Origin of the sequence: Mycobacterium numidiamassiliense (assembly GCF_900157365.1) — a bacterium.
GTDB classification, from domain to species: Bacteria; Actinomycetota; Actinomycetes; order Mycobacteriales; family Mycobacteriaceae; genus Mycobacterium; species Mycobacterium numidiamassiliense.
The window spans coordinates 662,687-677,080 of the sequence record NZ_FUEZ01000003.1 but is presented as its reverse complement, the minus strand read 5'-3'; the positions used below and the strand labels follow the sequence as shown (position 1 = coordinate 677,080).

Here is a 14,394-nt window from a genome sequence, read left to right as displayed (position 1 = left end):
CGCTCAGCGCAGGTAGTTGCCTGTCAAGACTGCGGGCGCGTAGTTGCTGGACGGAAGATTGCGCCGGGCTTGGTTGGCGTGCAAGTCTTCCAGACCACGCTGGATTCCCAGATTCATCTGGTCCCAGACGGCGATGTCGCCGTCCAAACCCGGTTGCTCGCAGCTGCAGCTGAGGTTGCCGAAGACGCTGGGGTCGGCACTGGCGGGGCTTGCTGTACTCACCGCGGCGCCGCAGACGAGCGCGGCGGTGAAAAGTTTCGTGATAACTCTGCTCATGGTTGAGGACCGACTGTACGAGCAGGGATTGCAGATCGCGTTGCGCCACGATTAACGGCAGGTTACCCGCTGTTCCTGGGGCAGAACGCGGCGACGCTGACGCCGACCAAGTACCCGGCTTTATAGCTGTCCAGGTTGCTGTTCTGCATGACTTCCTGCGCGACGTCGGGCTTCTGTCTGCCGAGGTCAAGCTCGTCGCAGACCTGATGCCCGGCGACGATCGCCGATTGCGGCGAGTCGAAATTGATGCCGTGGGATTTCAGTGCCGCCAGGAATTTGTCGTCGACCGCGTCGGCGCGCGCGGTCCCAATTCCGGCCCCCGCCAGCCCCAGCAGCGCCACGACCAGGGCAAAGCCGTGGGCGAACGCGCTTCGTTGGGCCGTCATCTTGCGATCATCGCATGTCGGCAACCGTCGTGGTGAAAACCTTCGGGCATCCGAAAGCCCTGTTCACTCAGACTTGGCACGCCGGGCACCAGTACGCCACCCGCTCGGCGGTGTCGTCGTAGGCGATGCGGGTGCCGCAGCGACGGCAAGTCTGGCCGGCTCGTCCGTAGACCCACAGCTGCCGGCCCGCGCGGGTGTCGCCGGTGGTGCAGCGGTTCCAGCGAAACCGGTTGATCCACAACATGTCGCGGGCGCGCGAGACCAGGCGCCGCGGATCGCTGATCGCGCTCACCGGCGCGGTGGGCAGATGTCCAGTGACGAAACACAATTCATTGCAATAGACATTGCCGACCCCGGCCAGCACCCGTTGGTCCAACAGCGCCTCGGCGATGGGCCGGTCCGGCTGCGCGGCCAGATTCGCGGCGGCCGTATCGGCGTCCCAATCCGGGCCGAGCAGATCGGGACCCAGGTGCGCCACGGCATCGGCGTCATGACCGCGGTCGAGGATCTCCAGCACCCCAAGGTCGACCCCGACGGCGCGAATGGTGTCTGCTTCCAAGATGATTCGCGCGCGATGATCGACCGGTACCGGACGCTTGCCGACCCGCCAGCTGCCGTCCATTTTCAGATGGGAATGAATGCTGGCCCGCCCCACTCGCATGAACAAATGCTTTCCGCGGCTGAACACCTCGTCGACCGTCTGCCCGGTGAGGTCGACGGTGGCAAATTGCGGGACCCGGATATCGCAGCGGGTCAGGGTGAGCCCGGCGAGATGGTCGCGCAGCGTGGCGGCGGTGTGCCAGACGGTGTCGCCCTCAGGCATCGTTCACCGAAGCCGCATTCCGCGCGGAGTGCGCATAAAGCCGGCCTCGGACAACGCCGCGGTGACCGGACTCGGCCCACCGGCCGACGGCTGCAGGGCCGGCACCCCGTCGATGCGCTCGACCAGGATGGCGGCGACGCGTCCCGCCCCGACCAGGTCGGCCAGCGCCACGGCGGCGCTGTGCTGGGCCGCGGGGTCGTCGGTGAAGGTCAGCAACGACCGTCCACCCCGCTCGAGGAACCAGGCCAGTTCGCCGTCCACCAGCACGACGAGCGCGCCGGCCTTGCGGCCCGGGCGGGCGCCGGGGCTCTCGGCGCTGGAGGCCGGCCAGGACAAAGCCGCGCCGTAGGGGTTGGCCGGATCGGCGGCGGCCAGCACGACGGCGGAGTACTCGGGTCGCTCCGGATCTACCCCGTCGAGGTAGCTGCGCAGCCGGTCGACGGTGGATGCGACCGCGAACTGGGCGCCGCCCAACGACTCGACGAAGTAGCCCCGCTGACACCGGCCGGCCTCCTCGAAGGTGCTCAGCACCTTATAGAGGGTGGCGAAGCCGCCCGGCACGCCTTCGGAGCCCACCGCGCCCCTGGTCAGCACGCCGTGCCGGTTCAACAGCAGCTCGGCCTGGTAGTGGGCCCGCACGGTGGAATCCGGCTCTGGGGTAGGCAGGGCTGACCATCGCCCCGCCACGGTCGGGTCGACGCTGCGGTGCTGGGCGTGCGCGACGCTGTAGCGGCTCAGCCGCGGCGGCCGGCGTCCCCGGTGTGCCGGGGCGGAGCGCCTGCGGCTGCCGGTGCCGGCCAGGGCGGCACGCACCGGAGCGAACGTGTCTCCGGTGACCCAGCCGGCCCAGATCAGTTCCCACAGCGCGTCTTTGAGCCCGGCATCGGAGAGGTCACCGGGCGTCAGCTGGCGGAAGAAGTACCCGCCGCCGCCGGCCAGCGTGTCCAGGATCGCCCGATGCGTGTCGGTGAAATCGATCTCGGTGGGTGTGCCGAGCGTCAACGGCGCGGAATCGCTTGCGTGCAGCGCGATCCAGCCGTCGCTGCCCGAGATCGACCCGGCGCCCGACCAGGTGACCTCCCCGGTCGCCAGCAGCTCGTCGAGCATGGCGGGTGAATAGTCCCGGACCCGCGGCGAGAGCACCAGCGGTTCGAGGGCCGATGCCGGGATTCGTACGCCGGCCAGCTGATCGATGACCGACATCAGTCCGTCCAGCCCCGCGTGGCCGGACGAGATTCCGTGCCAGGCCGGCAGGAAGCGGCCGTAGGCGGCGGTGCTCACCGGCTCGACCTGAGCCCGCAGCGCCGCCAGCGAGCGGCGCCGCAGGATGCGCAGGACGTCCGCGTCGCACCACTGCTCGGCCCCGGGCCCGCCCGTCGTCTCGGCGACGAAATCGCCGCGCACCAGCCGGCCTCCTGAAGTTCCGGGGCCGGCCAATCGGCCCAGCACGTCGGCCGTCACCCGCAGGCCCAGGCCGAAACGGGTCGCGGCGTCGGCCGTCGTGAACGGCGTGCGCGTGCGGGCGTAGCGGCCCAGCAGCTCGCCCAGCGGGTCGGCGACCTGCTCGGTGTAGGCGGTCGGCACGCCCACCGGAACCGCTACCCCGACCCCGTCACGCAGCCGGCCGATGTCCTCGATGGCCACCCACCAGCTGCGCCCGGCGAACGACACGGTCAGCGCGCGCCTGGCGGCGCGCAGCCCTTCCAGCCAGCCGCCGACATCGGCGACAGCGGCCCGGGCCGCCACTTCCTCTTCGGTCAGCGGGCCCAGCAGCCGCAGCAGGTCGGCGACCGCCTCGGCGTCGCGCGCGGCCCGGTCGGCCGACAGGTGCTGCAGCTGGCGGCCGGTGGCGGCGATGACGTCCGGGTCGAGCAGCTCGCGCAGCTCGACCCGGCCGAGCAGTTCGGCCAGCAGCGTGCTGTCCAGCGACAGCGCGGCGGCGCGGCGTTCGGCCAGCGGTGTGTCGCCCTCGTACATGAACGCGCCGACATAGCCGAACAGCAGCGAGGCCGCGAAGGGGGACGGCCGGGTTGTCTCGGTCTCGAGCACCCGAATCCGGCGCGTGGCGATGCCGGACATCAGCTCGGCCAGGGCGGGGACGTCGTAGACGTCCTGCAGGCATTCGCGGATGGTCTCCAGCACCACAGGGAAATCGGGATACCTGCGGGCCACCTCCAGCAGCTGCGCGGCGCGCTGGCGCTGCTGCCACAGCGGCGAGCGACGGCCGGGCTGACGGCGGGGCAGCAGCAGCGCGCGGGCCGCGCACTCCCGGAATCGCGACGCGAACAGCGCCGAACCGCCCACTTCGGCGGTGACGATGGGGTCGATCTCGTCGGCCTCGAAGACGAACAACTCGGCGCCCGGCGGAGCGTCTTCCAGGGTGTCGGGCAGCCGCACCACGATGCCGTCGTCGGAGGCGGTCGGCTTCTCGTCGATTCCGTAGCGTTCGAGCAGTCGGCGACCCACCGCCAGCGCGAGCGGTCCGTGCACCCGCAGCCCATACGGCGAGTGCAGAATCACCCGCCAATCGCCGAGTTCGTCGCGGAACCGCTCCACCAACAGCGTGCTGTCGGTGGGTACCACCCCGGCCGTGGTTCGCTGCTCTTCGAGCAACCCCCACAGGTTGTCAACCGCATATGCGTCGAAACCCAAAGCCGCACAACGCTTGTCGAATGCGTCACGGTCAAGGCTGGACAGCTCCCCGGTGAACGCGCCCAGTGCGGCGCCCAGCTCGGCGGGACGGCCTGCGTCGTCGCCGCGCCAAAACGGCAGCCGGGCCGGCTGGCCGGGCGCGGGGATCACCAGCACCCGGTCGTGGGTGATCTCGGTGATTCGCCAACTGGTGGCACCCAGCGAGATCACGTCGCCGGGGCGCGATTCGTAGACCATCTCTTCGTCCAGTTCGCCTACCCGCGAGGGCTTTTCGGCCTCGGTGGCCAGGTACACGGTGAACTGCCCGCGGTCGGGGATGGCGCCGCCGGAGGTCACCGCCAGCCGTTGCGCGCCGGGCCGCGCGGTCAGCGTGCCTGCGTCACGGTCGTACACCAAACGTGGTCGCAACTCGGCGAATTCGGTGGACGGGTACTTGCCGCTCAGCAGATCCAGGGTGGCCTCGTAGACGCTGCGGGGCAGCGTCGCGAACGGGGCGGCTCGCCGCACGGTGTCGAACCATCGGTCGGCGTCGAGTGGCCCCAGCGCGGCCGCCGCCACGGTCTGCTGGGCCAGGATGTCGAGCGGGTTGGCCGGCACCCGCATCGTCTCGATCTGGCCGGCCAGCATGCGTTGCACCGTCACCGCGCAGCCGATCAGGTCGGTGCGGTGCTTGGGGAACAGCACGCCACGCGAGACCTCGCCGACCTGGTGGCCGGCCCGGCCGATGCGCTGCAGGCCGCTGGCCACCGACGGCGGCGCCTCGACCTGGATCACCAGATCGACGGCGCCCATGTCGATACCCAGTTCCAGGCTCGACGTCGCCACCACCGCCTTGAGCAGGCCGCGCTTGAGGTCCTCTTCGACCAGGGCGCGCTGCTCCTTGCTGACCGAACCGTGGTGGGCGCGCGCCAATACCGGATCGGCGCCCAGCGTCTGGCCGCTGCCCATGATGTGTGCCGGCGCCCCACCCGGCACCTGCGGGTTGGCGTCCAGCGACGTCGCGGTGCCGCAACGCTCGGCGTGAATCTCGTTGAGCCGTGCGGTCAGTCGCTCTGCCAGTCGTCGCGAATTGGCGAAAACGATTGTCGAGCCGTGCGCTTCGATCAGGTCGACCAGCCGCGCCTCGACGTCGGGCCAGATGCTGTTGTTCGCCAGGTTGGCCATATCGGGAACCGGCACTTGCACGCTGAGCTCAAAGGACTTGGCCGACTGCGGGGCCACGATGGTGGTCGGGGCCTGGCCGGACAGGAAGCGCGCCAGCTCCTCGGGCGGACGAACCGTCGCCGACAGCCCGATGCGCTGTGCGGGCCGGTCCCCGCGGAGCTCTTGTGACAGATCCTGGAGGCGCTCGAGCGACAGGGCCAGGTGCGCGCCGCGCTTGCCGCCGGCGATGGCGTGGATCTCGTCGACGATCACCGTCTGCACGCCGGTCAGGGTCTCGCGCGCGGCCGAGGTCAGCATCAGGAACAGCGATTCCGGGGTGGTGATCAGCACGTCGGGTGGATGGGCGATGAGCTGGCGGCGCTGCGCGGGCGGGGTGTCCCCGGAACGCACCCCGACGCTGATCTCGGGCGGCGGCAGGCCGCGGCGCTCGGCGATGCGGGTGAGCCCGGCCAGCGGGGTGCGCAGGTTGCGCTCGACGTCGACGGCCAGCGCCTTGAGCGGCGACACGTAGAGCACGCGGGTGCCGGCGGGACGGTCGGCGGTACGGGCCAGGCTGTCCAGCGCCCACAAGAAGGCGGCCAGCGTCTTGCCCGAACCGGTCGGCGCGATGACCAGCGTGTTGTTGCCGTCGGCGATCGCATCCCAGGCCGCGCCCTGCGCGGCGGTCGGCGCGGGGAAGGTGCTGGTGAACCACTCACGGGTGACCGCGCTGAACCGGCCCAGCGCGTCGCCGGACCCAGCGGGGGACTCGGCAGGTTTGCGGCTCACCTAGCCATGGTGCCAATAGCCACCGACACAATGTCGAGCAGCGTCGAGCGACGGCCGCCGGCTACTGCGGTTGGTGCCTTGCGGTCGCCATCGCGTGGGACAGTTCGGCCGGGATCTCGGGCATCCGGGTGATCGCGTCCAGCAGCGTGTGCGCGCACGCGTCGGCCATCCGCTCGGCGTTGGTGGTCGGGTCGATGATGCGCTGGCGGCACAGCTCGAAGGTGAACGCGATCCAGCCGTTGATGATGACCCGCAGGTCCCGCTCGACATCGGCTTCCAGCGCCTTCTGCCCGGGAACCTTGGCTACCACCTCGTTGATCCGCGTCATGATGAGCTCGAGCTGGCGGTTCTTGGCGTCGTCCTCGACCCCCAGCAGAACCGGGTCGGATCGGCCCAGGCCGACGTAGGCCGCCCAGGCGGCCTCCGGGTTCTGCTCGTGGTAGGCCATGTAGGCCAGCACGCCCATCCGCGCCTCTTCGAACATGGTCAGGCCGGTGACGGGCTCCTTGTTGGTGGCCTCGTAGAGGCGGTCGGCCTCGTCCTTGACCACCGCGGCGAAGAACGCGCGCTTGTCCGGGAAGTAGTGATACATCAGGGCGCGGGAGACCCCGGCCCGCTCGGCTATCTCGTCGATGCGGACCTCGTCGTAGGGTCGTTTCCCAAAGACCTCTGCCCCCAAAGCGAGCAGCTCGGCGCGTCGGTCCTCGGGAGACAGACGCCTTCTGGCTGTCGGCATGTGACAGATATTACTCACGTCGATTAAGACGAACGCCAGCCCGCGTTCATCCGAACTCCACGCCTTGGGCCAGTGGTAATTCGTTGGAATAATTGACGGTGTTGGTACTTCGGCGCATGTAGGCCTTCCATGCGTCCGAACCGGATTCCCGTCCGCCGCCGGTTTCCTTCTCGCCGCCGAACGCGCCACCGATCTCCGCGCCCGACGTGCCGATGTTCACATTGGCGATGCCGCAATCTGATTCGGCGAGGAAGCGCTCGGCCTCCCGCAGGTCGTTGGTGAAGATCGCCGACGAAAGTCCTTGTGGCACATCATTGTTGAGCGCGATCGCCTCGTCCAGGTCGTCGTAGGTCAGCACATACAGGATCGGCGCGAATGTTTCGGCCGCGACGATGTCGGTCTGTGTGGGCATCCGGACCACGGCGGGCGCCACATAGTAGGCGCCGGGATGGTCTGCGGCTCCGGGGTGTTGGCGGTCGCCGCCAGCCACCTCGCCGCCCTCGGCGCGCGCCTGCTCCAACGCGCCCACCATGTCCCGGTAAGCGGTCTCGTGAATGAGCGGCCCGATCAGCGTTCCCGGCGTCGAGGGGTCGCCAACCGGCAGTTGCCGGCACGCGGCGGCCACGCGCTGCGCGACCTCGTCGGCCACCGAGCGATGCACGATCAGCCGGCGCAGGCTGGTGCAGCGCTGACCCGCCGTGCCCGCCGCGGCGAACACGATGGCCCGCACCGCGAGGTCCAGGTCGGCCGACGGCGTCACGATCGCCGCGTTGTTGCCGCCCAGCTCCAGCAGCACCCGCCCGAAGCGCGCGGCGACGCGGGGACCGACCTGGCGGCCCATCCGCACCGAGCCGGTCGCGGACAACAGCTCGATCCGGGCGTCGTCGACCAGACGCTCGCCCAGGTCGCGGTCGCCCAGCACCAGGCCGCTCACCCCGGGCGGTGCGCCGACGTCGGCGGCGGCCCGCTCGATCAGCGCCTGGCAGGCCAGCGCCGTCAACGGCGTCAGCTCCGAGGGCTTCCACACCACGGTGTCGCCGCACACCAGTGCGATCGCGGTGTTCCACGCCCAGACCGCCACCGGGAAGTTGAACGCGGTGATCACTCCGACGACACCGAGCGGGTGCCAGGTCTCGAGGAGCCGATGCGCCGGGCGCTCCGACGCGATGGTCCGCCCGTAGAGCTGGCGGGACAGACCGACGGCGAACTGGCAGATGTCGATCATCTCCTGCACTTCGCCCAGCGCTTCGGAGGTGATCTTGCCGACCTCCACGGTGACCAGCGTCGCGAGGTCGGCCTTGTGCGCGGTGAGCAGCTCGCCGAGGCGCGCCACCAGCGCGCCGCGCACCGGGGCCGGAGTTTTACGCCACACCGAAAACGCCTGGGCGGCAAGGGCGATCGTGTGATCGGCTTGCTCGGGCGTGGCCTGCTCGACGGTGAACAGGACCTCGCCGGTGATCGGTGTGCTGGCGGGCAGTCCGTGCCCGCCCGGCTCGCCGAGGGCGGCGCCGGCCGTGTCGTTTGGGTGGATGGCCTTCAGCGCGTGACGTACCCGGGCGCGCAAGTCGTCGGTGTTCACCGCGATGCCTCCTCGGCGAGCGCTGCGTAGAGCGCGTAGGGGTCGTGAATATCGTGCCCGATCGCGCCGGCCAGCCATTGCGCGTCGTAACCGGAATCGTCGGCTCCATCCGAAGCTCGGGTATCACGATCCAGGTTGGACCGGAAAATACCCGCCGCCGACGCCGGCAGGAAGTCTTCGTAGACGATGGGCGCCGTGGGATCTCCGCCGCGGTAGTAGGCCAGCCCTTGGGCCGCCATCTCCTGGTCGGTCGACGGGAAGTAGTCGCCCCAATCGCGGGCCGGGTCATCGGATGCCATCGCGGCGTCGTAGCACTGGCGGCCGCGCGGGGTCAGCGCGACGCCGCGCGCCTCGACCTCACCGAAGCGCACCCGCAGGGTTCCCGAGCTCAGGCCGCCGTCCCTGCCGCGGAACAGGCAGGCCTCGTCGAGGGCGCGAAATGATGTCTGGCGCAACAGGACTGCGGGCCCATCGGTGCGGGGCGGGCCCTGGATGGCGTCGATCATGGTGATGCCGCGCTCGGCCATCCGCCGGTACAGCTCGTCGATGTCCAGGACGCGCGGCGTCAGGTGGTTGATGTGGGTGGAGCCGACCCCGGCGATGTCGGCGGCCACCGCCGACACGCGGGACAACTCGTCGTACCAGGATTTGTTGATCGGCTCGCGCGACAGCGCGAAGGCGGTCACAGCGGCCGCGACGAAAGCATGCGCCTCCTCGGCATCGCAGGCGCCTTCGGCGGCGATGATCCGGGCCCGGGCGAGCAGCGCGGGGTCGAACAGCTGGCGGCGCGCCAGGAAGGTCTGTACCCGGCTACTCAGATCGGGATTGAAGTAGCGCGGATCGCGGGTGGCCAGCATCGAGGTGAACACCCGAAAAGGGTTGCGCGCCAACTCGGTTGCGTCGACCGGGCGAAAGGCGGTCGACACCACGGGAATGGGGGAGCGCGCCGTTCGCAGGTCGTAGAAGCCGACCGGCAGCATGCCGAACGCGGCGAACAGGTCGGCGACGGCGGCCAACTCGGCCGGGCTGCCCACCCGGATGGCGCCGTGTCGTTCCGCGGTGACCCGCGCCACCGAGCCGAGGCGCTCGGCACCCGGATTGGCGGCCACGTAGTCGGAATTGACCTGCTGGGTTACCTCGACCAGCGTGCCGTAGGCGGGCACCTCGCCGGCATACATGGCCGACAGCCCGGCGGCGAATTGGGCACGCAGCTGCCAGGTGACCAGCCGCTTGGTCCGGCTCACGGTGCGGCCTGCCTGAGATAGTCTCCGCCCATGAGTGACGCGCTCGACGACATCGACCGGATCCTGGTGCGCCAGCTGGTCGCCGACGGGCGCGCGACGCTGGCCGAACTTGCGGCGAGCGCCGGGCTGTCGGTCTCGGCGGTCCAGTCAAGAGTGCGCCGGCTGGAGGCGCGCGGCGTGGTGTCGGGATATTCCGCGCGGGTCAAGCCCGAGGCGGTCGGGCACCTGTTGTCGGCGTTCGTGGCCATCACTCCTCTTGATCCCTCTCAGCCCGATGATGCGCCCACCCGTCTGGAACACATCGAGGAGATCGAGGCGTGCCACTCGGTGGCCGGCGAGGAAAGCTACGTCCTGCTGGTGCGTGTGGAGTCGGCCCGGGCGCTCGAAGACTTGCTGCAACGGATCCGGACAGCGGCCAACGTCCAGACCCGCAGTACCATCATCCTCAACACTTTTTACAGTGACAGGCAATACATACCATAATGTTTCCTGTGTTAACGTCATGATTCCGTAAAAACTACGGTATCGTGGACGGCATGACTGCTGTTCTGTCGGAAGTCCACGCGGTCCGTGAGGTGCTGTCCCGCAGCATGCTGGTCGACGGCTTCGACCTGGTGCTGGACCTGCCCAGGTCGAGCGGTTCGTATCTGGTCGACGCCCGGGACGGCCGGCGCTACCTCGATATGTTCACCTTCTTCGCCTCCTCGGCGCTGGGGATGAACCATCCGGCGCTCGCCGACGACGACGAATTCCGCGCCGAGCTCGTGGCCGCCGCGCTGAACAAGCCGAGCAACGCCGACGTCTACACCGTGGCGATGGCCGGCTTCGTCGAGACGTTCGCCCGCGTGCTGGGCGACCCCGAGCTGCCGCATCTGTTTTTCGTCGACGGCGGCGCACTGGGGGTGGAGAACGCGCTCAAGGTCGCCTTCGACTGGAAGAGTCGGCACAACGAGAAGCGCGGCATCGACCCCGAACTCGGCACCCGGGTGCTGCACCTGCGCGGCGCGTTCCATGGACGTAGCGGCTACACGCTGTCGCTGACCAACACCAAGCCGGTCACCGTGGCCCGCTTCCCGAAGTTCGACTGGCCGCGCATCGACGCGCCCTTCGTCCGGCCGGGCGCCGACGAGCGGGCCATGCAGGCGCTGGAAGCCGAGTCGTTGCGCCAGGCCCGCGCGGCATTCGAGGCGTATCCGAACGACATCGCCTGCTTCATCGCCGAGCCGATCCAGGGCGAGGGTGGCGACCGGCACTTCCGGCCGCAATTCTTCGCGGCGATGCGCGAGCTGTGCGACGAATACCACGCCCTGCTGATCTTCGACGAAGTGCAGACCGGCTGCGGATCGACCGGAACCGCTTGGGCCTACCAGCAATTGGGTGTGCAACCCGATGTAGTGGCGTTCGGCAAGAAGACACAGGTGTGCGGCGTGATGGCCGGCCGGCGGGTCGACGAGGTCGACGACAACGTTTTCGCCGTCTCGTCGCGGATCAACTCGACGTGGGGCGGCAACCTGACCGACATGGTGCGTGCGCGCCGCATTCTCGAGGTGATCGAGGCCGACGAACTGTTCGACCGCGCCGCCGAACACGGACACCACCTGCGCGCCCGGCTCGACGAGCTGGCCCAGGACTTCCCGGCGCGGGTGCTCGATCCGCGCGGGCGCGGGCTGATGTGTGCGTTCAGCCTGCCCACCAGCGCCGAGCGCGACGAGTTGATCGGCCGGCTGTGGCAGAGCGGCGTGATTGTGCTGCCCGCCGGGAACGAGGGCGTTCGGTTTCGTCCCGCGCTGACCGTTTCCCGCGCCGAAATCGACATCGCAATTTCTGCTGTCCGTTCCGCTTTGATGGCCGCGGCCTAGGGTATCCAATTGAAAATTCGATAACCGGTAACTAATGCGACGCAGCGAACGAAATGTTCAGTGCGGTCAATTAGCCGGAATATGAGGTTCACCGATGCCGAAAGCAGATGAGCGGTCGCGTGGCGACCACCTGGGCCAGGAAGACAGTGAGGTCCGCGCGGCCATCCGCTTTGCGATGCTCGCCGCGATCACGGGTGTGGGATTCATCATCGTGGCGGCGCTGTGGGTCAGCACGTGTCCCGGCACGGGCGTCGACACGGCGGCCTGCGGCACGCCGCAGCGGATATTGCTGGCGTTCGGCGGTCCACTGATCCTGCTGGCGGCCGGGCTTTGGGCGTTCGTGCGCACCTACCGCGTCTGGCGCGACGAGGGCACGTGGTGGGGATGGCATGGCGCGGGCTGGTTTTTGTTGACGCTCATGATCATGACCGTCTCCCTGGGCGTTGCGCCGATTGCCGGCCCGGCGCTTGGGCTGTGACGGGTCTGGCTAACGCGGTCGGACAGTTCTACCGTGGATGGTGACGATCTCCGTTAGGAGCAGCCATGGGAGACACCTACCACGACCCCGTCGACCATCTGCGAACCACGCGTCCACTCGCCGGCGAATCGCTGATCGACGTCCTGCACTGGCCCGGCTACCTCTTGGTGGTGGCGGGCGTGGTCGGAGTCTGCGCGAGCCTGGCGGCGTTCGGCAGCGGACATCAACACGAGGGCATGACCGCGGGCGTGACGGCGGTCGTGGTCACGGTGGCTGGCCTGGTGTGGCTGGCCGTTGAGCACCGGCGAATACGCGCAATCTTCGAGCGATGGTCCGCCGAGCATCCCGAAATACCGAGGCAGCGGCCGGCAAGTTAATTCGGGGGTTATCCACTTGGATCTGTGGGTATCAGGTCTAAACCATGGCCAGTGCTGTCGATATTCGCGCGTTAGCGTGCTGCGCTCATCATGGGAAACGGAATCACCTAGGGCCCGCAGTACCTAGCGACAACCAGAGCGACAGTATGATCAGCGAAATCCCGACAATCACCGCCACGCGCGGGAGCGCGCGCGTCCGGGTTGGGTTATGTCAGGTTCATGTCGGGCGCGGATTACTCGGCGGCGATCATGAGTAAACGGCTCGAAAGTAACGTCCGAGGCGCGCTCCAAAGCGAGGAGTAGTGTGAGTCAAACATTGCCGGGAGACCATATGACGGATGCCGGAGTGCCCGGTAATAATCACCAACGCGGGCATCGCGCTGTTGAATTGCACGTCGCTGCGCGGCTGGAGAATTTGGCAATGCTGCGCACGCTGGTCGGTGCGATCGGCACGTTCGAAGACTTGGATTTCGATGCCGTCGCGGACTTACGGCTCGCCGTGGACGAGGTGTGCACCCGGTTGATCCGGTCGGCTACCCCCGACGCGATGCTGGCCGTCGTGGTCGACCCGCGAGCGGACGTCTTGATCGTCGAGGCTTCCGCGGAATGCGAGACCCATGATGTGGTGGCGCCCGGCAGTTTCAGCTGGCATGTCCTGACGTCACTGGCCGACGATGTCCAGACCTTCCAGGATGGTCGCGACCCCAAGGAAACCGGCAGCCTCTTCGGCATCAGGCTGACGGCGCGACGGGCGGCAACCAGCAGGTGACAGCGCAAGCTGCCGGTGCTTCGAGTTCGCGCCCAAACGAATACGCCGACGTTCCGGCGATGTTCCGCGAGCTGGCCAGCGTCGACGGCCATTCGCCGGAGTTCCAGCGCCAGCGGGACAAGATCGTGGAGCGCTGCCTGCCGCTGGCCGATCACATCGCCCGCCGCTTCGAGGGCCGGGGCGAGCCGCGCGACGACCTGGTTCAGGTTGCGCGGGTCGGATTGGTCAACGCCGTGGCGCGCTTCGACGTCGACGCTGGATCGGACTTCGTGTCGTTCGCGGTGCCCACGATCATGGGCGAGGTCCGCAGGCACTTCCGCGACAACAGCTGGTCGGTCAAGGTTCCCCGGCGGCTCAAGGAACTGCATCTGCGGCTGGGCACCGCCACCGCCGAGCTGTCCCAGCGGCTGGGCCGGGCGCCCACGGCAACCGAACTCGCCGAAGAACTGGACATGGACCGCGCCGAAGTTGTCGAGGGTCTGGTGGCGGGCAGCTCCTACAACACCCTGTCCATCGACAGCGGTAGCGGCAGCGCCGAAGACGACGACGCCCGGGCGATCGCCGACACATTGGGCGATGTGGATGCCAGTCTGGATCGGATCGAGGACCGCGAGGCGTTACGTCCGTTGCTCGAAGGACTGCCCGAGCGGGAGCGAATGGTGTTGGTGCTCAGGTTCTTTGATTCGATGACACAGACGCAGATCGCCGACCGGGTCGGCATCTCGCAGATGCACGTGTCGCGGCTGCTGGCGAAGTCGCTAACGCGCCTGCGGGACCAGCTGGAGTAGCGGGCGCTGGTAGCCCTTGGCCCAGCCCGCCGCCTTGAGCAGCGGCTCGTCCAGCTCATCGGTGACCGGCAGAGTGCCGTCGGGGTCGCAGACCCGCAAGAGCCGCCACACCGCCGCGCTGGGCGCCATCGCCCAATGCACCTGGGCGAAAGAGCACGCCACATTGATTCGATGTAATGCCGAAAAGCCGGCAGTACCAATGAATTCCAGGCCGCGCAGGTCGAGGATCACCCGCTTGGTGCGGCTGACATTGCGCTGAACATAGCTGGCGAGCTGATCGGAGTTCGCGGCGTCGAGTTCACCGTCGGCGGTGATAACGGTGCCCGACGCGTGCCATTGCACGCTGAATTGGGCGGTGCGGCATTGCTGCCAAGATTGAGCCACAGACATTGCTTGTCTCCCTCACATCGAGGATTCGTGTCGTGGATGACGTCACATACCTAACGATGCTGAAAGTTCGGGAGTTCACTTTCGGCGGCGCAGACGTGATCCGGA

The 14,394-nt window shown here is 68.4% G+C and carries 14 protein-coding genes; 6 read left to right on the top strand and 8 right to left on the bottom strand.

What is annotated here, in order from left to right; translation table 11 throughout:
• Positions 1-3: 3 nt before the first annotated feature.
• The 7 genes from MNAB215_RS29380 to hglS form a co-directional block, all read right to left on the bottom strand.
• Positions 4-276, bottom strand: coding sequence for a hypothetical protein (locus MNAB215_RS29380; protein ID WP_131829077.1), 273 nt, complete (start codon positions 274-276; stop codon positions 4-6).
• A 62-nt stretch (positions 277-338) separates the two neighbouring features.
• The gene (locus MNAB215_RS03010) at positions 339-662 is read right to left on the bottom strand and encodes a DUF732 domain-containing protein (RefSeq protein ID WP_077077393.1); all 324 of its coding nucleotides are present in this window, start codon (positions 660-662) and stop codon (positions 339-341) included.
• A gap of 67 nt (positions 663-729) precedes the next feature.
• Positions 730-1,485, bottom strand: a complete 756-nt coding sequence (gene nei2, locus MNAB215_RS03005) for an endonuclease VIII Nei2 (protein ID WP_077077392.1) — start codon at positions 1,483-1,485, stop codon at positions 730-732.
• Between the two features lie 3 nt (positions 1,486-1,488).
• A complete protein-coding gene (locus tag MNAB215_RS03000; RefSeq protein ID WP_077077391.1) occupies positions 1,489-6,069 on the bottom strand; it encodes an ATP-dependent helicase in 4,581 nt (1,526 codons plus the stop codon).
• Between the two features lie 61 nt (positions 6,070-6,130).
• Positions 6,131-6,805, bottom strand: coding sequence for a TetR/AcrR family transcriptional regulator (locus MNAB215_RS02995; protein ID WP_077077390.1), 675 nt, complete (start codon positions 6,803-6,805; stop codon positions 6,131-6,133).
• A gap of 46 nt (positions 6,806-6,851) precedes the next feature.
• A complete protein-coding gene (amaB, locus tag MNAB215_RS02990) occupies positions 6,852-8,384 on the bottom strand; it encodes an L-piperidine-6-carboxylate dehydrogenase (RefSeq protein ID WP_425436389.1) in 1,533 nt (510 codons plus the stop codon).
• Entirely contained in the window at positions 8,381-9,628 is a 1,248-nt protein-coding gene (gene hglS, locus MNAB215_RS02985) for a 2-oxoadipate dioxygenase/decarboxylase (protein WP_077077389.1), read from the bottom strand. Before hglS ends, amaB begins: the two co-directional genes overlap by 4 nt.
• A gap of 30 nt (positions 9,629-9,658) precedes the next feature.
• Between hglS and MNAB215_RS02980 the strand changes: the two genes are divergently transcribed.
• The 6 genes from MNAB215_RS02980 to MNAB215_RS02955 all read left to right on the top strand — a co-directional run bounded on the left by MNAB215_RS02980 (position 9,659) and on the right by MNAB215_RS02955 (position 13,899).
• The gene (locus MNAB215_RS02980; RefSeq protein ID WP_077077388.1) at positions 9,659-10,111 is read left to right on the top strand and encodes an Lrp/AsnC family transcriptional regulator; all 453 of its coding nucleotides are present in this window, start codon (positions 9,659-9,661) and stop codon (positions 10,109-10,111) included.
• Between the two features lie 53 nt (positions 10,112-10,164).
• Entirely contained in the window at positions 10,165-11,487 is a 1,323-nt protein-coding gene (lat, locus tag MNAB215_RS02975; RefSeq protein WP_077078367.1) for an L-lysine 6-transaminase, read from the top strand.
• A gap of 94 nt (positions 11,488-11,581) precedes the next feature.
• Positions 11,582-11,965, top strand: a complete 384-nt coding sequence (locus MNAB215_RS02970; protein WP_077077387.1) for a hypothetical protein — start codon at positions 11,582-11,584, stop codon at positions 11,963-11,965.
• 65 nt (positions 11,966-12,030) lie between these two features.
• On the top strand, positions 12,031-12,342 hold the full coding sequence (gene usfY / locus MNAB215_RS02965) for a protein UsfY (RefSeq protein ID WP_077077386.1): 312 nt from the start codon (positions 12,031-12,033) through the stop codon (positions 12,340-12,342).
• A 331-nt stretch (positions 12,343-12,673) separates the two neighbouring features.
• Positions 12,674-13,111, top strand: coding sequence for an ATP-binding protein (locus MNAB215_RS02960; RefSeq protein WP_077077385.1), 438 nt, complete (start codon positions 12,674-12,676; stop codon positions 13,109-13,111).
• A complete protein-coding gene (locus MNAB215_RS02955) occupies positions 13,108-13,899 on the top strand; it encodes an RNA polymerase sigma factor SigF (protein WP_077077384.1) in 792 nt (263 codons plus the stop codon). Before MNAB215_RS02960 ends, MNAB215_RS02955 begins: the two co-directional genes overlap by 4 nt.
• On the opposite strand, the gene MNAB215_RS02950 is transcribed toward MNAB215_RS02955, so the two are convergent.
• Positions 13,870-14,289, bottom strand: a complete 420-nt coding sequence (locus MNAB215_RS02950) for an STAS domain-containing protein (protein WP_077077383.1) — start codon at positions 14,287-14,289, stop codon at positions 13,870-13,872. The genes MNAB215_RS02955 and MNAB215_RS02950 overlap by 30 nt on opposite strands.
• Positions 14,290-14,394: the final 105 nt, after the last annotated feature.